Source organism: Arthrobacter sp. NQ7 (assembly GCF_029581595.2).
Taxonomy (GTDB): Bacteria; Actinomycetota; Actinomycetes; order Actinomycetales; family Micrococcaceae; genus Arthrobacter; species Arthrobacter phenanthrenivorans_B.
The window spans coordinates 48817-70651 of the sequence record NZ_JARFXU020000002.1; the positions used below are offsets into that span (position 1 = coordinate 48817).

18 protein-coding genes and 2 tRNA genes are annotated in these 21835 nt (G+C 67.7%); 3 read left to right on the forward strand and 17 right to left on the reverse strand.

The genetic code is table 11. The features are described 5' to 3' along the window. Window positions 1-187: 187 nt before the first annotated feature. The 6 genes from PUN71_RS03070 to leuC all read right to left on the reverse strand — a co-directional run bounded on the left by PUN71_RS03070 (window position 188) and on the right by leuC (window position 6705). Window positions 188-1336, reverse strand: coding sequence for a D-alanine--D-alanine ligase family protein (locus PUN71_RS03070; protein ID WP_043453221.1), 1149 nt, complete (start codon window positions 1334-1336; stop codon window positions 188-190). 2 nt (window positions 1337-1338) lie between these two features. Then, a complete protein-coding gene (locus PUN71_RS03075; protein ID WP_043453223.1) occupies window positions 1339-2388 on the reverse strand; it encodes an NAD(P)H-dependent glycerol-3-phosphate dehydrogenase in 1050 nt (349 codons plus the stop codon). Beyond that, window positions 2385-3155 carry a lysophospholipid acyltransferase family protein gene (locus PUN71_RS03080; RefSeq protein WP_277797320.1) on the reverse strand — a complete coding sequence of 257 codons (771 nt, stop codon included), beginning with the start codon at window positions 3153-3155 and terminating at the stop codon, window positions 2385-2387. The genes PUN71_RS03075 and PUN71_RS03080 overlap by 4 nt, the downstream gene beginning before the upstream one ends. A 9-nt stretch (window positions 3156-3164) precedes the next feature. Then, window positions 3165-4490: a UDP-N-acetylglucosamine 1-carboxyvinyltransferase gene (murA, locus tag PUN71_RS03085; RefSeq protein WP_026265620.1), complete on the reverse strand. Its 1326-nt coding sequence runs from the start codon at window positions 4488-4490 to the stop codon at window positions 3165-3167. Between the two features lie 148 nt (window positions 4491-4638). Then, a complete protein-coding gene (gene leuD / locus PUN71_RS03090) occupies window positions 4639-5241 on the reverse strand; it encodes a 3-isopropylmalate dehydratase small subunit (protein ID WP_277797321.1) in 603 nt (200 codons plus the stop codon). Window positions 5242-5250: 9 nt separating this feature from the next. Further along, a complete protein-coding gene (leuC, locus tag PUN71_RS03095; RefSeq protein ID WP_043453553.1) occupies window positions 5251-6705 on the reverse strand; it encodes a 3-isopropylmalate dehydratase large subunit in 1455 nt (484 codons plus the stop codon). A 113-nt stretch (window positions 6706-6818) separates the two neighbouring features. On the opposite strand from leuC, the gene PUN71_RS03100 reads away from it, so the two are divergent. Both PUN71_RS03100 and PUN71_RS03105 read left to right on the forward strand, forming a co-directional pair. Next, window positions 6819-7538, forward strand: coding sequence for an IclR family transcriptional regulator (locus PUN71_RS03100; RefSeq protein ID WP_043453233.1), 720 nt, complete (start codon window positions 6819-6821; stop codon window positions 7536-7538). Window positions 7539-7598: 60 nt separating this feature from the next. Beyond that, the gene (locus PUN71_RS03105; protein WP_277797322.1) at window positions 7599-8144 is read left to right on the forward strand and encodes a DUF1697 domain-containing protein; all 546 of its coding nucleotides are present in this window, start codon (window positions 7599-7601) and stop codon (window positions 8142-8144) included. On the opposite strand, the gene PUN71_RS03110 is transcribed toward PUN71_RS03105, so the two are convergent. The 4 genes from PUN71_RS03110 to PUN71_RS03125 all read right to left on the reverse strand — a co-directional run bounded on the left by PUN71_RS03110 (window position 8141) and on the right by PUN71_RS03125 (window position 12025). Further along, on the reverse strand, window positions 8141-9757 hold the full coding sequence (locus PUN71_RS03110; RefSeq protein ID WP_277797323.1) for a GTPase: 1617 nt from the start codon (window positions 9755-9757) through the stop codon (window positions 8141-8143). The genes PUN71_RS03105 and PUN71_RS03110 overlap by 4 nt on opposite strands. After that, on the reverse strand, window positions 9754-11520 hold the full coding sequence (locus PUN71_RS03115) for a dynamin family protein (protein WP_277797324.1): 1767 nt from the start codon (window positions 11518-11520) through the stop codon (window positions 9754-9756). Before PUN71_RS03115 ends, PUN71_RS03110 begins: the two co-directional genes overlap by 4 nt. Before the next feature lie 229 nt (window positions 11521-11749). Next, window positions 11750-11825, reverse strand: a tRNA-Glu gene (locus tag PUN71_RS03120). A 128-nt stretch (window positions 11826-11953) separates the two neighbouring features. Next, window positions 11954-12025 (reverse strand) — tRNA-Gln (locus tag PUN71_RS03125). 332 nt (window positions 12026-12357) lie between these two features. On the opposite strand from PUN71_RS03125, the gene PUN71_RS03130 reads away from it, so the two are divergent. After that, window positions 12358-13887, forward strand: coding sequence for a hypothetical protein (locus tag PUN71_RS03130; protein ID WP_277797325.1), 1530 nt, complete (start codon window positions 12358-12360; stop codon window positions 13885-13887). A 10-nt stretch (window positions 13888-13897) separates the two neighbouring features. Here PUN71_RS03130 and PUN71_RS03135 read toward each other — a convergent pair whose 3' ends face one another. The 7 genes from PUN71_RS03135 to metG all read right to left on the reverse strand — a co-directional run bounded on the left by PUN71_RS03135 (window position 13898) and on the right by metG (window position 21814). Further along, window positions 13898-14647: an HAD family hydrolase gene (locus PUN71_RS03135; RefSeq protein WP_277797326.1), complete on the reverse strand. Its 750-nt coding sequence runs from the start codon at window positions 14645-14647 to the stop codon at window positions 13898-13900. After that, window positions 14647-16161: a glutamate--tRNA ligase gene (gene gltX / locus PUN71_RS03140; RefSeq protein ID WP_043453241.1), complete on the reverse strand. Its 1515-nt coding sequence runs from the start codon at window positions 16159-16161 to the stop codon at window positions 14647-14649. The genes PUN71_RS03135 and gltX overlap by 1 nt, the downstream gene beginning before the upstream one ends. A gap of 56 nt (window positions 16162-16217) precedes the next feature. Then, on the reverse strand, window positions 16218-16994 hold the full coding sequence (locus tag PUN71_RS03145; protein ID WP_277797327.1) for a fumarylacetoacetate hydrolase family protein: 777 nt from the start codon (window positions 16992-16994) through the stop codon (window positions 16218-16220). Between the two features lie 5 nt (window positions 16995-16999). Further along, window positions 17000-17821, reverse strand: coding sequence for an MBL fold metallo-hydrolase (locus tag PUN71_RS03150; protein ID WP_277797328.1), 822 nt, complete (start codon window positions 17819-17821; stop codon window positions 17000-17002). A 79-nt stretch (window positions 17822-17900) separates the two neighbouring features. Then, window positions 17901-19013, reverse strand: coding sequence for a branched-chain amino acid aminotransferase (locus PUN71_RS03155; protein WP_277797329.1), 1113 nt, complete (start codon window positions 19011-19013; stop codon window positions 17901-17903). A gap of 103 nt (window positions 19014-19116) precedes the next feature. Beyond that, window positions 19117-20169, reverse strand: a complete 1053-nt coding sequence (locus PUN71_RS03160) for a 3-isopropylmalate dehydrogenase (RefSeq protein WP_110540975.1) — start codon at window positions 20167-20169, stop codon at window positions 19117-19119. 88 nt (window positions 20170-20257) lie between these two features. Further along, complete coding sequence (gene metG, locus PUN71_RS03165; protein ID WP_277797330.1) at window positions 20258-21814, reverse strand: methionine--tRNA ligase; 1557 nt, start codon at window positions 21812-21814, stop codon at window positions 20258-20260. Between the last annotated feature and the right edge of the window lie 21 nt (window positions 21815-21835).

The following is a 21835-nucleotide window of genomic DNA, read 5'->3' on the forward strand; positions in this document are numbered from 1 at the left end:
CCGGTGGGTGGGCCCACGCCGGCGGGGTTCCCTGGCCGAAGCGAAGCGAGGTTAGGGCGCCGGTGGGTGGGCCCACGCCGGCAGGGTTCCCTGGCCGAAGCGAAGCGAGGTTAGGGCGCCGGTGGGTGGGCCCACGCCGGCAGGGTTCCCTGGCCGAAGCGAAGCGAGGTTAGGGCGCCGGTGGGGATTACCGGAGCCCGGTCTTGCGGTGCAGCGCGAGGTAGATGAGTTCGTCGATCAGTTCGGCGTAGCCCAGCCCTGAGGCTGCCCACATCTGCGGGTACATGCTCTTGGGCGTGAATCCGGGCATGGTGTTGATCTCGTTGATGATCAGCTCGCCCTCGGGCGTGTAGAAGAAGTCCACCCGGCTCAGGCCCTCCGCGCCCACGGCGTCGAAGGCGGCGGCGGCCAGTTCCCGGACCCGCGCGATGGCTTCCGCGGGAATGTCCGCCGGGCAGCTCAGGGATGCGGCATCGTCCTCAACGTACTTGGCGTTGAAGTCGTAGAACTCATGCGTTCCGCCGGCTACCGAGATCTCACCGGGCATGGACGTCCGGGGCGCATCGGTGCCCCTCCCCTCCAGGACGGCGCACTCGATTTCGCGTCCGACGATCCCGGCCTCGATGACGAGCTTGAGGTCGTGGCGGCGGGCTTCCTCGATGGCGGCGTCCAGCTCCTCCAGGGAATCCACCTTGGAGATGCCCATCGACGAGCCGGCACGCGCCGGCTTGACGAAGACGGGGAACCCCAGCCGGTCCACCTGCTTCCGGACAGCTTCCGGGTCCTTTTGCCACTGCCGGTCGGTCACGGCCACGTAGGGTCCAACGTGCAGCCCGGCGGCTTCGAAGACCACCTTCATGTAGTGCTTGTCCATGCCGATGGCGGAGGCCAGGACCCCCGCGCCGACATAGCGGGTATCCGAGAGCTCGAGCAGGCCCTGGATGGTGCCGTCCTCGCCGAAGGGGCCGTGCAGCAGCGGAAAGACAACGTCGACGGCGCCCAGTTCCTGCGGCACCTGGTTGGGCGATGCCACGATCAGCTGGTGCTCGCCGCCGATCTCCGCCAGGGTGACGGTCTCTGATGACGGCACGACTTCGGGAAGCGAGGATGCCGCGAGGGACCACTGGGCGGTTTCGGCGGGCGCGAGGACCCACTGTCCGGTCTTGGCGATCCCGATGGGGATCACCTCGTATTTCTCCTTGTTGATGGCGCCCAGCACGCCGGCTGCGGTGACGCAGCTGACGGCATGCTCACTGGAGCGGCCGCCAAAAAGTACGGCTACGCGCGGTTTCCTGGTGGTGGCCGTTTCCCGGGTGGTGGCTTCGTCGTGGGACATGGTCAGTAATCGCCTTCAGGTTTCAATTCCCGGGACAGCAGGACGGGCCCCAGTTGGTCAACGGACAGTTTGCCTGCCAGCACCGCGACAACAGCGGCAGTGATGGGCATTTCGACGCCGAGCTTGCCGGCAAGTTCGTGGACGGCCTGGCCTGACTTGATGCCTTCGGCAGTCTGGGTCATCTTCCGGCCCACCTCCTCCAGCGTCAAGCCCTGGCCGAGGAGCCTGCCGGCCGTATGGTTGCGCGACAGCGCGGACGAGCAGGTGGCCACGAGGTCGCCGAGCCCGGCGAGTCCGGCCATGGTCTTGGCCTCGCCGCCCAGTGCCAGCGCCAGGCGCGACGTTTCGGCCAGGCCCCTGGTGATGACGGAGGCCTTGGTGTTGTCCCCCATCTCCTTGCCTTCGCAAATGCCCACTGCCAGGGCGATGACGTTCTTTACGATGCCGCCGATTTCGACGCCGACAACGTCAGCTGTGGTGTACGGCCGGAAGTAGGGTGCGGTGCAGCTCCGGGCCAGCCACCCGGCGGTGGCCGGATCCGTGCAGGCAACCACCGATGCGGTGGGCTCCTCGCGGGCAATTTCCATGGCGAGGTTGGGACCGGACACCACGGCGATGCGGTCCGGCGGGAGGTTGAGTTCCTCGCTGATCACCTCGCTCATCCGGGCGTCGGTCCCGAGCTCAAGGCCCTTCATCAGGGAGACGACGACTGCTCCGGGGGCGATCATGTCCTTCCATTCCCGTAGCTGCGGGCGCAGGGACTGGGCCGGAACGGCAAGCACCACCAGGTCGGCTCCGGCAAGGACGCTGCGCACGTCTGTTGACGCCGTGATGCTCCCCGGCAGGACGATGTCTTTGAGGTAATCGCTGTTGCGGTGGCTGGCGTTGATTTCGTCCACCACTTCGGCCCGCCGGCCCCACAGCCTAATGCTGCGTTCGGCGCCGGTGGCAATCGCGGCGTCGGCGAGGATCTTGGCGAACGTGGTCCCCCACGACCCCGCGCCGAGGACGGCCACGGTGCGGGCCGCTCCCGGCTTTGCGTCAGCGGTCACTGGGCTTCCGTTCCGGTGCCTGGCTTCTGTCCGCGGTCCACGAAGCGGCCGTGCTTTGCCTGCTGCTGCTTCGCCGGGTCCCAGCGCTCCGCGGGGGGCTGCGCGCCGCGCAGGCCGGCAAGGAGGCCGGTGATGGCATCCATGATCACTTCGGTGGCCTCGGTCAGCGTCGCCTTGTCCAGCGGGCGCCCGCGGAAGGCGCTCAGGTCTACCGGATCGCCCACCACGACGCGGGACCGTTTCCGGGGAAACAGATGGAATGACTTGCCGTACCGCGGGAACACCTCGTGCGCACCCCAGTGCGCGATGGGAACCACGGGGATGTCGCCTTCGAGGGCCAGCCGGGCAGCCCCGGTGTGGCCCTTCATCGGCCACAGGTCCGGGTCGCGGGTCAGCGTGCCCTCCGGGTAGATGATGATCGCGCCGCCCTCAGCCACGATCTCCTGGGCCACCTGCAGCGACCGGTTGGCGCCCGCCGTCGAGCGTTCCACGGGCACCTGCTTGGTGGCGCGCAGGAGCGCACCCAGGCCGGGGACCTTGAACAGCGCAGCCTTCGCCAGGAAGTGCGGGGCGCGCTTCTGGTTGTACAGCATGTGCCCCACCACGAGGGGGTCGATCTCGGTGCAGTGGTTGGGGGCGGCGATGAAGCCGCCGGCGGGAAGCTTTTCGGTGCCTTCCCAGGTCTTGGACATCATGAGGTTCAGCAGCGGCCGGGCGATGCCGGCGATGAACACAAATGTGGCCCTGCTCTTGGCCGATTCCTTCACGGTCCCGCGCTACTTTGTGGTGGTGATGTCGAAGTCGGCGCCGAGGCCCGCGAGCTTTTCGGTGAACCGCTCGTAGCCGCGGTTGATGATGTCAATGCCGGTGACGCGCGAGGTCCCGGTGGCGGCGAGGGCCGCGATCAGGTGGCTGAAGCCGCCGCGCAGGTCGGGGACGTCGATATCGGTTCCCTTCAGCTGGGTGGGGCCGCTGATCACGGCGGAATGCAGGAAGTTGCGCTGGCCGAACCGGCACGGCACGCTGCCCAGGCACTCCCGGTGCACCTGGATGCTGGCGCCCATCCGGATCAGGGCGTCGGTGAAGCCGAACCGGTTTTCGTAGACCGTTTCGTGGACGATGGAAACGCCTTCGGCCTGGGTCAGCGCCACCACGAGCGGCTGCTGCCAGTCGGTCATGAACCCGGGGTGGACGTCCGTTTCGAGGACCAGCGGGTTGAGCTTTCCGCCCTTGTGGTAGAACCGGATCCCGTCCTCGCCGATGTCCATGCCGCCGCCCACCTTGCGGTAGGTGTTCAGGAAGGTCATCATGTCCCGCTGCGAGGCACCCTCGACGAAGATGTCGCCGCGGGTGACCAGCGCCGCCGAAGCCCAGGACGCCGATTCGTTCCGGTCGGACAGTGCGCGGTGGTTGTAGCCACCCAGGTCACGGACGCCTTCGATGCGGATGGTGCGGTCCGTCTGGACGCTGATGATGGCGCCCATCTTCTGCAGCACGGCGATGAGGTCGATGATTTCCGGCTCGGTGGCGGCACCTGACAGCTCGGTGATGCCTTCGGCACGGGTGGCGCTGAGCAGGACCTGCTCGGTGGCCCCCACGGACGGGTACGGCAGCGAGATCTTGGCGCCGTGCAGGCCCTTGGGAGCCGAGATGTGGATGCCGCCGGGGCGCTTCTCCACGACGGCGCCGAACTGGCGCAGCACATCCAGGTGGTAGTCGATGGGACGATCGCCAATCTTGCAGCCGCCCAGGTCCGGGATGAAGGCCTCGCCGATCGCGTGGATCAGCGGCCCGCACAGCAGGATGGGAATGCGGGAGTCGCCGGCATGGGCGTCGATGGCGGTGCTCGGCGCCGTCTTGGCGGCTTTGGGATCGAGGGTGAGATCACCGTTGACCGGGTCCTTCTCGACTGTCACGCCGTGCAGCTGCAGCAGGGAGGTGACAACCTCGACGTCCTTGATTTCCGGCACGTTCCGCAACACCGAGGGTTCGTTGCCCAGCAACGCCGCCACCATTGCCTTGGGGACAAGGTTCTTTGCCCCACGGACGCTGACGCGGCCTGTAAGCGGGACACCGCCGCGGATTGTCAGAACACTACTCATATACCGGTTTCCTCACGATCACTAGCCCCCAAAACCTTGCAAAGGCTCCAACCAAGCATAGGAGGTCGCGTTACCGAACCGAAATAAGGGGGCACCGGCGGCGGGGCGTGGCGGAACGGGCACCCGCCGCCGGATGGCGCACCCCAGGCTAGGAAAGCTTCGCCGGCAGGGTCTTGGGCTTGAAAGCCGGGCGGGTGGCCTCATAGGCCGTGATGTCGGCTTCGTGCTGCAGGGTCAGCCCGATGTCATCCAGGCCTTCCAGGAGCCGCCAGCGGGTGTAGTCATCGATCTCAAAGGGCGCCACGATGTTGCCGCACGCCACGGTCTTGGACTCGAGGTCCACCGTGACCTGGGTGCCCGGGGCGTTCTCGAGTTCCTTCCAGATGAGCTCGATGTCGTCCTGGGCCACCTGCGCAGCCAGCAGCCCCTGCTTGCCCGAGTTGCCACGGAAGATATCCGCGAAACGGGAGGACAGGACGGCCTTGAATCCATAGTCCTTGAGCGCCCAGACGGCGTGCTCGCGGGAGGAACCGGTGCCGAAATCAGGACCTGCCACCAGGACCGATCCGGTGCTGTAGGGCTCCTGGTTCAGGATGAAGGACGGGTCCTTGCGCCAGGCCGAGAACAGGGCGTCTTCGAAGCCGGTCCGGGTGATGCGCTTGAGGTACACCGCGGGGATGATCTGGTCGGTGTCAACGTTGCTCTGGCGGAGCGGGACGCCGATGCCTGTGTGCTTGGTGAACTTTTCCATGGTGTAGTCCTAGGCTGCGTCGATGCGGATGGCGGCGGGTTCGGGAGCCGGTTCAAGGTCCGACGGCGAGCTGAGCGTGCCGCGCACTGCCGTCGCGGCTGCCACCACCGGGGAGACCAGGTGGGTGCGGCCGCCCTTGCCCTGGCGTCCTTCGAAGTTGCGGTTGGACGTGGAGGCGCACCGCTCCCCCGGTTCCAGCTGGTCCGGGTTCATGCCCAGGCACATGGAGCAGCCGGCGAAGCGCCATTCGGCACCGAAGTCCTTGAACACGCGGTCCAGGCCCTCAGCCTCGGCTTCGAGCCTGACACGGGCCGAGCCGGGCACCACGAGCATCCGGACCTGGGGGTCCTTCTCGCGGCCGCGGATGATGTCAGCGGCGGCGCGCAGGTCCTCGATGCGGGAGTTGGTGCACGAGCCCAGGAACACGGTGTCCACGCGGATGTCCTTCATCGGCGTGCCGGCTTCCAGCCCCATGTACTGCAGCGCACGTTCCGCGGCGGCCTTGGCGTTCTCGTCAGCGAAGTCCTCCGGCGACGGCACGGACTCGGACAGGGACACGCCCTGACCGGGGTTGGTGCCCCAGGTGACGAACGGCTCAAGGGTGTCGGCGTCCAGGTCCACCTGGGCGTCGAAGACCGCGTCGTCGTCGCTTGCCAGGGTGTTCCAGTATTCGACGGCGGCATCCCAGTCTGCGCCCTGGGGCGCGTGCGGGCGGCCCTGCATGTAGGCGTAGGTGGTTTCGTCCGGAGCCACCATGCCGGCGCGCGCGCCGGCTTCGATGGACATGTTGCAGATGGTCATTCGCGCTTCCATGGAGAGGGCGCGGATGGCGGAGCCACGGTATTCCAGGACGTAGCCCTGGCCGCCGCCGGTGCCAATCTTGGCGATGACGGCGAGGATAATGTCCTTGGCGGTGACGCCCGGGCGGAGCGTGCCTTCGACGTTGATGGCCATGGTCTTGAACGGCTTCAACGACAGCGTCTGGGTGGCCATGACGTGCTCCACCTCGGAGGTGCCGATGCCCATGGCGAGGGCACCGAAAGCGCCGTGCGTAGAGGTATGCGAGTCGCCGCAGACCACGGTCATGCCGGGCTGGGTGAGGCCCAGCTGCGGACCCACCACGTGGACGATGCCCTGCTCGGCGTCGCCCAGGCTGTGCAGCCGGACGCCGAACTCCGCGCAGTTGTTGCGCAGAGTCTGGATCTGGGTGCGGCTGGTGAGGTCGGCAATGGGCTTGTCGATGTCCAGCGTGGGGGTGTTGTGGTCCTCGGTGGCAATGGTCAGGTCCGGGCGGCGCAGCTTGCGGCCGGCCAGGCGCAGGCCTTCGAACGCCTGCGGGGACGTAACTTCGTGGACCAGGTGGAGGTCGATGTAGAGAAGGTCCGGCTGGGCGTTGGCACCGTCGCCGTCACCTTTGCGCACCACATGTGCGTCCCAGACCTTCTCGGCCAATGTCTTTGCCATGGCCATCTCCCTTCACTGCTGTTTGGCTGATGAGTCCAACTGAATCAGGACGGCTCCGCGGTGCGCCAGCCGAAAGATTTGCATCTCAGATATTGAGACGGCAATATCATTACATGGACAATTCTAGTGGAGTCGGTGTCATTGATAAAGCAGCCCAGGTGCTCGATGCCCTGGAGGCCGGCCCCACCACGCTGGCGCAGCTCGTCGCCGCCACCGGCCTGGCCCGGCCCACGGTCCACCGCCTCGCCCTCGCGCTGGTCCACCACCGCCTGGTCAGCCGCGATATCCAGGGCCGCTTCGTGCTGGGCAGCAGGCTCGTCGAGCTCGCCTCCGCCGCCGGCGAGGACCGACTGATCGCCTCCGCCGGGCCGGTGCTGATGCAGCTTCGCGATGCCACCGGCGAAAGCGCCCAGATCTTCCGCCGCCAGGGCGACTGGCGCGTCTGCGTCGCGTCCGCCGAGCGTCCCATCGGCCTGCGCGACACCATCCCCGTCGGCACCCAGCTGTCCATGAAGGCAGGATCCGCCGCCCAGGTCCTGCTGGCATGGGAAGACCACGACCGGCTGCTTGAGGGACTGCAGCAGGCGCGCTTCACGCCCACCGTCCTGGCGGGAGTACGACGGCGGGGCTGGGGCCAGAGCCTTGGCGAACGCGAGCCGGGAGTCGCCTCCGTGTCGGCACCCGTGCGGGGTCCGTCCGGCCGGGTGATTGCCGCCGTCTCCATTTCCGGGCCCATCGAGCGGCTGACCCGCCAGCCCGGTCGCCTGCACGCCGAAGTCGTCTGCAATGCCGGCCGCATCCTGACCGAGGCCCTGCGCAAGAACAACGACTAGCGCAGGAACAACGAGGCTTCATTCCGCTCCCCCGGCTTCCTGCGCCGCTAGGCTGTGCCCATGGGCAGCTACGCAGTATTCCTCCGCGGCATCAACGTCGGCGGAATCAATATCAAAATGGCGGATCTCAGGGACGCCCTGAAGAACTGCGGTTTCGCGGACGCAAAGACCCTGCTGGCGAGCGGGAACGTGGTGCTCTCCAGCAGCCTTGATGCGGCAGCCGTGAAGCGCGGGTGCGAACAGTGCCTCCGCGCAGCTTTCGGCTACGAGGCCTGGGTGGTCGTCATGGACGCCGGGCGGGTTGCCGGGCTCGTCGACGCCTGCCCCTATCCTGAGGACGACAGGTCCACCCATACCTACATCACCCTGTCCTCAGACACGTCCGTGCTGGATGAACTGGAAGCGGCAGGGGCTGCCCTTGGGGGCCACGACCAGCAGCGGCTGGGACCCGAGGCGCTTGCCTGGCTGGCCCCGGCCGGCGGAACCCTGGAGAGCCCGTTCAGCAAGATCAGCGCAAAGTCGAAATTTAAGGCCGCCACCACCACGCGCAACCTCCGCACCCTGATCAAGATCCGGGACGCCGCGGCCGCCCTGGCGGACTCCTAGGCGGCGCCCGACTTCTTCAGTGCTTTGTTGAAGGCTGCCAGCCGGGCAATTTCCTCCGCCACCGGCGTCACCACCAATTCCTGGGCCGCTGCCGCAACGGCACTGTTGAGCCGCCGTCGTGCCCTTGCCGCCCGCGCCCGGGCAGCTCCTGCCGCAATAAGCCGGCCCGTGACGGCCAGGAGGATTCCCAGCGCCAGGCCGAGGGCAATCATCAGGGTGGGCACCGGCCACCCCTCAACGCGCGGCACCGCGGGGACCGGCAGCTGGAGGTAGCCCAGGCCGGCCAGGACGCCCAGCCAGCCCAGGCCGCCCACGAGGGTCAGCAGCGCCAGCCACTGGACGACGTTGAAGGCGCCCCACCACCAGGCCCTGCGGTTGGCGCCAAGGTCGGTCCCGGCAATGGCCTGGTCCAGGGCATCGGGCAACCGGTCCCGGCCGGTGCGCGCGGCGTTCCTGATGGCGGCCCGCCAGGGGCCCGGCGCACCCTCACTGGCCGAATCCGCGAATTCCCGGACCGCCGCATCGGCGCGAGCCCGTTCGGGGGCGCCGGCGGGCGGCAATGAGGTCCTGTTCACGGCGGCTGGAGAGCTGCTGCGCAAATTGAGCCGCCGCAGCGGGTCTGCCCGGAACCTGGCGAGCCAGCGGGTCACGGGCCAGCCGGTGCGCCGGACGGACTCAAGGCGGTAGGACTGCCCCACGGCCCGCACCACGGCAGGGACGTTGGCCGCCACGGCAAGTTCCTCCGCCAGGCGCGTCCTTGCCCCGGGGCGGACGCCGGCAGCATCGCCTTCACCGGAAGCACGCCGCAGGACCTCCGCCGCAGCCGTGACGTCGGCCTCCAGCCGCCGGGACTGGGCCTGGCGCTGCAGGGCCACCTTCCGGATGGCTGCCCGGACGTCCTCAATCCCCGCCCCTGTGAGTGCGGATGTGGCAAGTACGCCCACCTGTCCCAGCCCCTCGCCGGCGAGGATCGCGTGCAGGGAATCAAGCACCGGCTGGACATCATCGGCGGGCAGCCGGTCTATCTGGTTCAGGACCACGAGGGTCACGGCACCGTGGGAAGCGTGCGGTGCCAGGAAGCCGTGGTGGACGGCAGCATCCGCATATTTTTGCGGGTCAAGCACCCAGACCATGACGTCCACCATGCCCACCAGGCGCTGCACGATCTCCCGGTTGGACTTATGGGTTGAGTCGAAATCGGGCAGGTCCAGCAGGATCAGTCCTGTCTGCTCGTCGGCGAAGCCGTCCACAGGACCCGCGTGGTGCCGGTTTCCCACCTCCAGCCAGTCCAGGAGGGCCTCGCTGCCCGATGCTCCCCAGACACCTGCCAGCGGTTCCGATGTAGTGGGGCGGCGGGCTGCCGCCGTCGCAATCTCCGCCCCGCTGACGGCGTTGAACAGGGAGGACTTGCCGCTGCCCGTTGCCCCGAAGAAACCCACCACGGTGTGGTCGGCAGACAATGACCGCCGGGAACTGGCGCGCTCCAGGACGTCAAAGACCTGCCGCAGTGCATCATCCGGAAGGATTCCCTCCCCCAGCTCCCGGGCATCCTCGAGCGCCTGGAGCCGGCCGTCCAGCCGGGTGGACTCCCGGGCTCCGGAGTGGCGGCTCACGCGCTCTCCGCCAGCCGGGCAAGGTCACTGGCCTGGGCGGCCAGCCGCTGGGCCCGGGCAGGGTCCTCGGCAGGCAGTCGCTGCAGGAACTTTTGCTGTTCATCCGCCAGGAGTTGCCGGCAGCGCCTGGCAAGGTCCTCACGCGCCTTGTCTGCCATGCGGCGAACCGCATCCTCCCCAAAGACAGCCTCCAGCAGGCGCTGGCCCACCACGGCAGTTCCCCCCGCCACGCCGATTTCGAGGCCGGTCAGTCCGGCGGTCATCGAAAACACCACAATCATGAGTGCAGCCCCCAGCCCGTTGATGCCGAAGGACAGCCACCGCGCCTGGGTCCGTTTTCCCTGGCCCTCGGTGCGGATCAATTCCATGAGCGCTTCCTGCCAGGCGCGGATCTCGGCTGCCGCGCGGTCCGCGAAACCCGGTCCCGTTCCGGAGAGGTCGTCCGCACCCAGCAACTGGCGGCCGGCAGGGTCGGAACGCCAGCGCCGGTCGGTATCTTCCGCGGCGTTTGCTGCTTCGTCCACGATTACCGCCTGCAATCCGGTTTCGATGGCAGCCTCGACGCGCACTGCCGGGGCAGGCTCGCCGCGGAAGAAGGCTCCGAGCCGGTCCCTGAAACGGCCCACGTTCTGTTCAAGGGCGCGGAAGAACTCCCCCGTGCCCACAAAGTCCTGCCAACGGGCCAGCACTTCCCCCCGCAGCAGCGCACCGTCGCGGGTGGCTTCCAGGATTCGGTTGGCGGCATCCGCGTAGGCCGCAGCGGCGTCGGATTCGAGGCGGGCAGCCGCATTGTCCTGTTCACGGACCGCCCCGGCGATTCCGGCAACTCGCCCGGCCAGTGCCCGGACGGTGCCGTTCAGCGTCCGGCGCGCCACCGAGACCCGCCCGGCGGCGTCGGCAGCCAGTGCCGCCAGCCACTCCCGCAGTTCATTGGCCGCGCCGGCAGGCAGCATTCCAGCCGGCTCCAGGACGGTTTCGGCGATGGTGAACAGCCGGCTCCCCGCCAGCCCTTCGCGGTCGAGGAGTCCGCGGAGGTCCTGGCCCACCTCCTGCCCGGCTCCCGGCGGCACGCGGTCCAGCACCACGGCAACGGTGATGTCCCGGGCTGCGGCGTCGAGCAGGAGCTTCCACGGGACGGCGTCTGCATACCGGTTGGCGGTGGTGACGAAGATCCACAGGTCGGCTGCAGCCAACAGTTGACCGGCCAGCAGGCGGTTCTGGTCTGCGATGGAATCGACGTCGGGGGCATCGAGCAGGGCGATTCCTGCAGGGACGGCGGGGTCGGCGAGCAGCACCAGCGACGCGGCGGCGCCGGCCAGTTCACCGGGCTGATTGGCCGAGACGGGACTGCCGGCGAGGGTCCCGCGGGTCCGGGCCAGGCCAGGCAGGACGCGCGGGCCCTCGAACCACGTGGCCTCCGCGGGGTTGTGCAGCAGGATGGGCTGGCGGGTGGTGGGCCGGATGGCGCCGGCCCTGGTAACGGAATGCCCCACGAGGGCGTTCACCAGGGTGGACTTGCCGGCGCCGGTGGAACCGCCGACGACGGCGAGCAGCGGGGCGTCCAGGCTGCGGTACCGGGGAAGGATGTAGTCATCCAGCTGGGCCAGTGCTGTCGTGGTTTCCCTGCGCACCCGGTCCACGCCGGGCAGGGCAAGCGGCAGCGACACATTGTCCAGGCCGCCGCGGATCTCCTCCAGCAGCGCCAACGCCGCCGCGGTGTGCTGCTCCGGCGGGACAGGGCCGTGCTCGTTGTGGGAGGTCACAGCAACATCATGCCAGTTGAGGCGCCAAGGGGACCGGAGCCGGCGTGTCGACCGGCGGGGATTTCCCGCGCGTCTCCAGACGGACGTGATGGGGCGTTCCGAAAAACACGGCGGGACGTGATGGGGCGTTCCCAAAAACACGGCGGGACGTGATGGGGCGTCTGGGCCAACAGGCTCTGTTTTTGGGATAACAAAAATGGTCCCGGGCTGTTGCCCGGGACCATTCTGTTGGTGACCCCAGCGGGATTCGAACCCGCGTTACCGCCGTGAGAGGGCGGCGTACTAGGCCGCTATACGATGGGGCCAGGTACTTTTGACAGCGTTTCCGCTGTTCAGCTCAGTGAGTATTTCACACACCTCGCTATGGTTTCAAATCGGCGGACCGGATGGAAACCTGCTGCTTTGGGGCTGAAAATCAGCCTTCAAACCAGAGCTGGGATACCAGGACTCGAACCTAGAATGACGGTACCAGAAACCGTAGTGTTGCCAATTACACCATATCCCAATGGCACTTTCGGGCCGGTTTTCAGGGCATTTTCCCTGCTCCGTGCGCCTCAGCACGAGAAATTACTTTACCCGAGACTTTCGGCTGGCACAAATCGGGACGCGCCCGGGCAGAAGATTCCTTCGTCGGCCGATCCGCCGCAACCCTTGCGACCGGCCCGAGGCTATGGTTACCCTCGAGTAAGTTACCCATCGGTAACAACTCCCCCGGCCCTGTTGAGCGGGCCCCCACGAGGAAACGGGAACACCTTACCACCCACGGTCCATACCCCCGGGCAGCGTCGTCCGGCGGAAAGTTAGGAAGTGTCAGCGTTGACAACCCGCACTGAAACCATGGCAGTAACCAAGCCCGGAACCCGGTCCAGACCGATCGCCATCATCGCGCTCTCCGTGCTGCTGACCCTGTTCATAGCCTTTTACACCTACCTCACAGGCCAGATCTCACATGGAGCCGCCCAGCTGATGGACGGCGCCGAGCAGGCGGCCTCCGGAGCTGCCCAGCTCAAGGATGGTTCAGGCCAGCTCGCCACCGGCGCGGGGGCAGCAAACAAAGGTGCAGCCCAGGTGGAGGACGGCGCCGCCAAAATCAAGGAAGGCAGCTCTGCACTCAACGCCGGGGCTTCAGCCCTCCAGGCGGGCGCCGGCAGGATTTTCTCCGGCGTCAGGGACCAGCTTGCCCCAGGGGTGGACAAGCTGCACGCCGGCACCACGAAGCTTCAGAACGACGTCCTGAACAAGCTGGTGCCCGGCGTCTACCAAGTGGATGACGGGGCTCGGAAACTGCAGGCAGGCGCCGTCGCCCTCTCCGCAGCCCTGACGCCCACGCAGGCCGGCAACGCGCCGGACAACCTTGCCGACGGTGCGGGGCAGCTGGCGGCGGGCAGTGGGCAGCTCGCGGCGGGTGCGGCCCAGCTGGACGCCGGCGCAGCGGGCCTGGCCGCCGGGACTGCAACTCTGAAAAACGGGACAGCCCAGCTGAAGGGTTATCCCGGAGCCGGCAACGACCCCACCAAGGGCGATGGACTCGCCGCGCTCAGCCAGGGCCTGGACCAGCTCGAGGCCGCCGCCAACGGCCCAGGGGGCCTGGTGCCGCTTGCGGTGGTCAAGGACCAGATTGCCAAGCTTGCCGACGGCGGGCGGCGGGCCTTCGCAGGGGCGGCCCAGCTTGATGCGGGGGCAGCAAAGCTCAATGACGGCGCTGGTCAGCTGAAGTCAGGAACGGCCAGGGTGAGCACGGGAGCCAGCCAGCTGGACACTGGTGCGGGGCGGCTGAAGGCAGGCTTCGCAACCCTGGCGGAAAAGCTTAATGCGACAGACCCGCAGAACCCAGGCGTGGTGCTGGGTACCTCCATGCTGGCCGAGGGAACGGCGAAGATCCGGGTGGGTATGGACGGCGTGCCGGGCGATCCGGACCGCCCCGGGCTGATTTATGCCGCCAACAACCTCCAGGACGGGACCACCAGGCTCAGCGCGGGAATCAATGGCGGCGGCGATCCGGCGGACCCCGGCCTGCTGGCGGGAACCCAGGCGCTCGCGGACGGCACCGTGGCCCTCAGTGGTGGAACCGGCCAACTGCAGTCAGGTTCAGCGCGGCTGGCCGATGGAACCGGGCAGCTCGCCGACGGCAACAGCAAGCTGGATGACGGGTCGGGCAAACTCGCTGACGGGGCCGGAAAGCTCGCCGACGGCAATGCACGGATCGCCGCCGGCACCAAGGAACTGCACACCAAGGTGGCGGCCGTGTCGCCGTCATCATGGCTGGACAACCCGGCCGTGGCGCTGTTGCTGGTCGGGTGCCTGGTGGCCGCTGCGGCCGTGGCGTACCTGGTCCTGCGGCGGCGGGCCCTGCGGCCCCGCGCGTAGCCCGGGGCTGTTATCGAAGGAACAGCGGGAGAAGATCGGCCAGGGTGCTGACGGCGGTGCCGTCGAAGCCCTCAACAACTTCACCCACCCTGTTGAGCCACACGCCTGCCAGCCCTGCCGCCGTCGACCCTTCCGCATCCAGGAGGCGGTTGTCACCCACGTAAAGTGTTTCGGCAGGGCTGGTGCCGAGCAGGCGGACGCCTTCGAGGTAGATCGCCGGGTCGGGTTTGGCGACGCCGAGGGTGTCCGTCCCCACCAGGTGCTTGACGCGCTCCAGGCCGGCACCGTCCAGCTTGGCCCGCTGGTAGTCGTGGACGTTGTTGCTCACGGCACCGTAGGGGATCCCGGCGCGGTCCAGTGCATCCAGCAGGGGCGCCACATCCGGAAACGGCTTGACGTAGGCAGGCTGCTTTTCCATATAGGCGGTCAGCCACTGGTGTGATTCCTCGCCGTCGGAAAGGTCAACGCCGAAGTGGCCCAAGGCTGCCCTGCCCCGAAGCAGCCGCTGCTCGTTGAACGTGATCTCCCCGGCCAAGTACCGGTCGTAGTAATGCGTTGTTTCGTGGGTGAAAATACGCCCGAACCGCTCCCACCCGGCCTGGTCCAGGCCGGGCAGGAGATGTTCGCTGACCTCCCGCAGGGCGGTGGTCATGGAGTACTCGAGGTCCACCAGGGTGTCGTCAATATCGAACAGGACACCGCGGACAACGCCGAAGCGGATATCCGGGGTTCCGGCCGGTGCCTCGCTGGGAGCCGTCATCAGCCGCGGAAGGCGCGGAGCCGGCGCAGGGAAGACTCCTTGCCCAGGATCACCATGGACTCGAACAGCGGCGGCGACACGCGGCGGCCGGAGACTGCGGTCCGCACGGGGCCGAAGGCAAGGCGCGGCTTGATCCCCATGTCTTCCACGAGGGCCTGCTTCAGGGCGGACTGGATGTTCTCCGCCGTCCATTCCGCCAGCGGTTCCAGTGCGGCGATGGCGGCATCGAGCACCTCGGGAAGGTTGGCCGGCAGGCCCTTGCGGGCGTCATCGGCAATATCGATGGCGTCGTCGGCCTTGAACAGGAAGGCGAGCATGTCCGGGGCTTCACCCAGCAGCGTGATGCGCTCCTGGATCAGGGGCGCGGCCTCGGTGAGGATCTCTTCCTCGCGGTCCGTCAGGATTTCCCCCACCAGGTCCGCTTCGCGCAGGTAGTGCGCCACGCGGTCGCGGAACACCGTGGGCTCGAGCATCCGGACGTGGGTGCCGTTGATGGCTTCGGCCTTCTTCAGGTCGAAGCGGGCCGGGTTGCCCAGGACGTCGTGGATGTCGAAGTGCTCCACGAGCTGCTCGACGGTGAAGATGTCCTCGTCCGCGCTCAGGGACCAGCCCAGCAGGGAGAGGTAGTTCAGCAGGCCTTCGGGGATGAAGCCCCGCTCGCGGTGCAGGAAGAGGCTGGACTCGGGGTCACGCTTGGAGAGCTTCTTGTTGCCCTGGCCCATCACGTAGGGCAGGTGGCCGAACTCCGGCATGTACTCGGCAACGCCGATGGCGTAGAGCGCCCGGTAGAGGGCGATCTGCCGGGGCGTCGAGCTGAGCAGGTCCTCGCCGCGCAGGACATGGGTGATGCCCATGAGTGCATCATCCACCGGGTTGACCAGCGTGTAGAGCGGGGCGCCGTTGGCGCGCACCACGGCGAAGTCGGGCACGGATCCGGCCTTGAACGTGATGTCGCCGCGGACCAGGTCGGTGAAGGTGATGTCCTCGTCCGGCATGCGCAGGCGGAGGACTGCCTGCCGGCCCTCTGCCCGGTACTGCGCCAGCTGCTCTTCGGTCAGGTGCCGGTCAAAGCCGTCGTAGCCAAGCTTGGGGTCCCGGCCGGCGGCTCGGTGGCGCGCCTCGATCTCCTCCGGGGTGGAGAAGGATTCGTAGATGAAGCCGCCGTCGTGCAGCCGCTTGATGACGTCCTGGTAGATGTCGCCGCGCTGGGACTGCCGGTACGGCTCGTGCGGGCCACCCACCTCAACGCCCTCGTCCCAGTCGATGCCCAGCCACTTCAGCGCGTCCAACAGCTGGTGGTAGCTCTCCTCGCTGTCCCGTGCCGCGTCCGTGTCCTCGATCCGGAAGACCAGCGTGCCCTTGGTATGGCGGGCGTAGGCCCAGTTGAACAGGGCGGTCCGGATCAGCCCCACGTGCGGGGTGCCCGTGGGCGAGGGGCAGAAACGCACCCGGACGGGGGTTTCTGCGGTGACGGGCGGGATGGAGGCGGCAGGTGACGAAGAAGCGATACTCATAGTGGCTTCAACTTTACCCGCCTGCCCGGGTGCCTCCTTCCCGCCGGCGGCCCTGCCTAGCGGCGGACGATGGGGTTGGAGAGCCGCCCGATCCCTTCGATTTCGACCTCGAAGCGGTCGCCCTCCTTGACCAGCCCCACTCCGGCAGGGGTACCGGTCATGATCACGTCGCCAGGGAGCAGGGTAAACGCCTGCGAGACGATGGACACCAGTTCGCGGACGCCGCGGATCATCTGGCTGGTGCTGCCGTCCTGGCGCACCTCGCCATTGAGCCTGCCCTGGATCTGCAGGTCCTCCGTATCCAGGTCGGTCTCGATCCAGGGCCCCAGCGGGGCGGACGTGTCGAAGCCCTTGGCGCGCGTCCACTGCAGGTCCGTTTTCTGCACGTCGCGTGCGGTGAGGTCGTTACCGCAGGTGTACCCGAAGATGACGTCGTCCACGCGGTCTTCCGGAACGTCCTTGCAGATGCGGCCGATCACCACGCAGAGTTCGGCTTCGAAGGAGACTTCCTCGGAGAATTCGGGCAGCACGACGGGGTCGTTCGGACCCACGACGGCGGTGTTCGGCTTGAGGAACAGCAGCGGCTGGGCGGGCACCTCGTTGCCCAGTTCGCGGGCGTGCTCCACGAAGTTCCGGCCGACGCCAATCACCTTGCTACGGGGGATGATCGGGGCCAGCAGCCGGACGTCCTCCAGCTTGTGCCGCACGGAGGTGCGCTCCACTCCGTTGAAGAAGGGGTCGCCGTGGATGACAGTGATTTCCTCACTGCCCGGTTCACCTTCCACAACGCCGTACAGGGGATCGGAATCGACTACAAACCTGGCAATACGCATGGCTCCTACCCTACCGTCCCAGCGGCAGCGCCCTGCCCGTCGCCGCCGCGCAGGTAGGAAAGCTGCGCGGCCACGGAGAGTTCGGCAGCACGCCGGACGGAAGGCCCGACGTCGGCATAGACGGCGTCAGTGACGTCACCGACGGACGCGTCGCGGCCCAGCCGGTGCAGCACCGCGCGGATCTGGGCCAGCCGTTCCTCCCGGTGTGCCCGATAACTGCGCGCAATGGCTTCAAGGGACGGCAGGGCCGGGCCGTGCGCCGGGAGGACGGTGGCCGGCCCGAGCGCCTCGAGCCGGTCCAGCGAGGCAAGGTAGTCGCCCAGCGTGCCGTCGGGATAGTCCAGGACGGTGGTTCCGCGGCCCAGGACGGTGTCGCCGGTCAGCACCGAACCGGCCGGTCCGTCCGCGGGCAGGTGGAAGCAGACGGAGTCCGAGGTGTGGCCGGGCGTGGCCAGGACTGTGATCTCCACCCCGGCTGCCCGGAGGACATCCCCGTGGGCCAGGGGCTCTCCCCCGCCGTGGCAGTGGGTGGGGTCCGCGGCCCGGACCGGCGCCCCGGTCACTGCGTGCAGGCGGGCGGAGCCGGCGGTGTGGTCGGCATGGCGGTGGGTCACCAGGATGAGTTCGACGGCGCCGGCACCGGCAAGTGCCCGCAGGTGCGTTTCGTCCGCCGGGCCGGGGTCGACGACCACCACGGAGTCTTGTCCGGGGGCGGCCAGGACGTAGGAGTTGGTGCCGTCCAGGCTCATGGGGCCTGGGTTTGGGGCAAGGATGAACTGCGAAAGCGGGGAGCTGCGCTGCAGGCCGGGGCCGGAAACAGAGGTCACTGACCCATCCTTGCAGACGGAAACGGCGCCTGCCGGGACCAAAGCCCGGCAGGCGCCGTCGTACGTCCTGCGAGGAGAACTAGGCCACGCGGGTCAGCCAGCCGTGGGTGTCCGGCTCTGCGCCGGTCTGGATGCCCAGGAGCTTTTCCCGGATGGCCATGGTGGTCTCCCCCGCTTTCGCGTCCTCGGAGCCGATGAACTCGGTGGCGTCCTTGAGGACGCCGATGGGTGTGATCACGGCTGCGGTGCCGCAGGCGAAGACCTCGGTGATGTCGCCGGAGGCAACGCCGTCGCGCCACTCGTCCAGGGTGATCTTCCGCTCCGCGACCTCGCGGCCCATGTCCTTGGCCACCTGGATCACCGACATCCGGGTGACGCCTTCCAGGATGGTGCCGGTGAGGGCAGGCGTAACGAGGGAACCGTCCTTCATCACGAAGAACACGTTCATGCCGCCCAGTTCCTCCACGGCGTCATCATTGAAGTGGTCAAGGAAGAGGACCTGCTTGCAGCCGTTGGCCTCCGCCTCCTGCTGCGCGATGAGCGAGGCCGCATAGTTGCCGCCGCACTTGGCGTCGCCGGTGCCGCCGCGGCCGGCGCGGGCGTACTGCCGCGAGATCCAGATGGAGACGGGCTTCAGCTCGCCGCCGAAGTAGTTGCCGGCGGGTGAGGCGATGACGCGGAAGGACACCTCGCGGGCGGCGCGCACGCCCAGGAAGGCCTCTGTGGCGATCATGAAGGGCCGCAGGTAGAGGGCCTCGCCGTCGCCGGAGGGCACCCATTCCTTGTCGACGGCCACCAGTTCGCGGATGGCGCCGAGGAAGTACTCGGCCGGCAGTTCCGGCAGCGCCAGGCGGCGGGCGGACTTGTTCAGCCGCGCCGCGTTGGCCTCCGGCCGGAAGGTCCAGACGGAGCCGTCGGCGTGCCGGTAGGCCTTGAGCCCTTCGAAAATCTCCTGGCCGTAGTGGAAGACGGCGGCGGAGGGGTCCAGGACGATCGGACCGTACGGTTCGATCCGGGCATCGTGCCAGCCGCCGTTGCCGTCCGCGTCAACGCTGTAGTCGACGACGGCGGTGTGGTCGGTGAAGTAGTTGCCGAATCCCGGGTTTGCCAGGATGGCTGCACGCTCTTCGGCGGACTTCGGGTTGGCCGAAGGCTGCCGGGTGAATTCGACGCCATGGGCGGTCTGGGTCATGGTTCCTCCACGATCGGCCGCCCTTGGTTCAGCGCTGAACGGCGGGGCGGCATTTGGTGATTCGAGACAAGCTTACGCCCGATGCCGGAGGCCCCGGCGCGGGCTAGAGGCCGGCGGCGATGGCGTCGCCGATGGCGCTGGTGCCGCGTGCGGTGCCGTCGCGCTTTTCGACGTCGGCAACCACGGCGGCTTCGATCCTCCGGGCGGCTTCGGTGTAGCCAAGGTGGTCCAGCAGGAGGGCCGCGGAGAGGATGGCCGCGGTGGGGTCGGCCTTGCCCTGGCCGGCAATATCCGGGGCGGAGCCGTGGACCGGTTCGAACATGGACGGCGCGGTGCGGTCCATGTTGATGTTGCCGGAGGCCGCCAGGCCGATGCCGCCGGTGATGGCCGCGGCGAGGTCGGTGATGATGTCGCCGAACAGGTTGTCCGTGACGATGACATCGAAGCGGGACGGGTCTGTCACCATGAAGATGGTGGCGGCGTCCACGTGCAGGTAGTCGTGGGTGACCTCGGGGAACTCCTGTGCCACGGCTTCGACGGTGCGCTTCCAGAGGTGGCCGGCGAAGACCAGGACGTTGTGCTTGTGCACCAGGGTGACGTGCTTGCGCTCCCGGGCGCTGGCGCGGCGGAACGCGTCGCGGACAACGCGCTCCACGCCGTGTGCGGTGTTCAGCGAAACCTCGGTGGCAACCTCATGCGGGGTGCCGGCGCGCAGGGTGCCGCCGTTGCCGACGTAGGGGCCTTCGGTACCTTCGCGGACCACGATGAAGTCGATGGTGCCGGGGTTGGCGAGCGGGCTGCCGACGGTTCCGTACAGCCGGGAGGGGCGCAGGTTGACGTAGTGGTCAAGGCTGAAGCGGAGCTTGAGGAGCAGTTCACGCTCGATGATGCCGGACGGTATCCGGGTGTCGCCGGGAGCGGCCCCGACTGCGCCGAAAAGGATGGCGTCGCGGGTCTTCAGGTCCGCCAGCACATGGTCCGGAAGGGTTTCGCCGGTGCGCAGCCAGTGCTCGGCACCCAGTTCGTAGTGCGTGGGCTTGAGCTCCACACCCTCCGCGGCCACAGCCTTTTCCAGGACTTTGAGGGCTTCGGCAATGACCTCGGGGCCGATGCCGTCGCCGGGAATAACTGCAAGATCGATGGAGGATGCGCTCATGTCTTCAGGGTAGCCAAGCCATCCATATGCTGGTCAACCTGTCTCATTTTGTGGACACGAGCGCATCCCCGCGCGGGCTGCGGGAGCGTTACTCCGCCGGTTCCTCGAATTTGGGGAAGACGGGGGCGGGCGCCGGCAGCGGGGTGCCCGGGACGATCGGGGCGGCGATCGCCGCGAACAGCCGGGCATCGCCGTCCGCCTGGCCCAGGGCGTCAAGCAGTTTCGCGGTGGCGTCCGGCATGACGGGCTGGGACAGGATGGCCACGATCCGCAGCACCTCGAGCGTCACGTACAGGACGGTGTTCATGCGTTCGACGTCGGTCTTCCGCAGCACCCACGGCGCCTGCTCGGCGAAGTAGGCATTGGTGTGGTGCAGCACGGCCCAGATGGCCTCCAGGGCGCGGCTGAATTCCTGCTTGTCGAAGGCGGCCCGTGCCGCTTCCAGCAGTCCGTTGGCCTGGGCGAGGATGGCAGCGTCCGCGGCCGTGAACTCCCCCGGAGCGGGCACGGCTGCACCGCAGTTCTTGGCCACCATGGACAGGGACCGCTGGGCGAGGTTGCCGAAGTTGTTGGCCAGGTCGGCGTTCATCCGGCCCACGATGGCCTCATGGTTGTAACTGCCGTCGGCGCCGAACGGCACCTCGCGCAGGAAGAAGTACCGCACCTGGTCCAGGCCGTACCTGGCCACGAAGTCTGCCGGGGCCACCACGTTGCCCAGGGACTTGGACATCTTGACCCCGTTGTTGTGCAGGAATCCGTGGATCATGACCCGCTTGGGCAACTCCAGCCCGGCGCTCATCAGGAAGGCCGGCCAGTAGATGGCGTGGAAGCGGGAGATGTCCTTGCCGATGATGTGGACGTCGGCTGGCCAGTACTTCCGGAACTTCTCCGACTCCGTATCCGGGTAGCCAACGCCGGTGAGGTAGTTGGTCAGCGCGTCCACCCAGACGTACATGACATGCTTGTCATTGCCGGGGACCGGCACTCCCCAGTCGAAGGTGGTCCGGCTGATGGACAGGTCCTCCAGGCCGCGCTTGACGAAGCTGATGACCTCGTTGAACCGGTACTGCGGGGCGCCGAACTCGGGGTGGGACCCGTACAGGGCCAGGAGTTTGTCCTGGTAGGCGGACAGCCGGAAGAAGTAGCTCTCCTCCGCCGTCCAGGTGACCTCGGTGTCCGTCTCTTTCGAGTAGCGCACGCCGTCGTCCTTCACCACCGTTTCATCCTCGGCGTAGAACGCCTCGTCCCGGACGGAGTACCAGCCCTCGTACTTGTCCAGGTAGATGTCGCCGTTGGCTTCCATCTTCTTCCAGATGGCCTGGGACGCCGCGTAGTGGTCCTCGTCCGTGGTGCGGATGAAGCGGTCGTAGCTGATGCCCAGGGCGGCATGCGCCGCCTTGTAGACCTCAGCGTTCCGGTTCACCAGCTCCTTGGGCGTGATGCCTTCCTTTTCGGCGGTCTGGGCAATCTTCATGCCGTGCTCGTCCGTGCCGGTCAGGAACATCACGTCATAGCCGTCCAGGCGCTTGAACCGCGCCATGGCATCGGTGGCTATGTACTCGTAGGCGTGGCCGATGTGCGGCACCCCGTTGGGATAGGTGATGGCCGTGGTGATGTAGAACGGCGTTTTCTCTGAAGCTGTCACGGTCGGACGGTTACCTTCGGT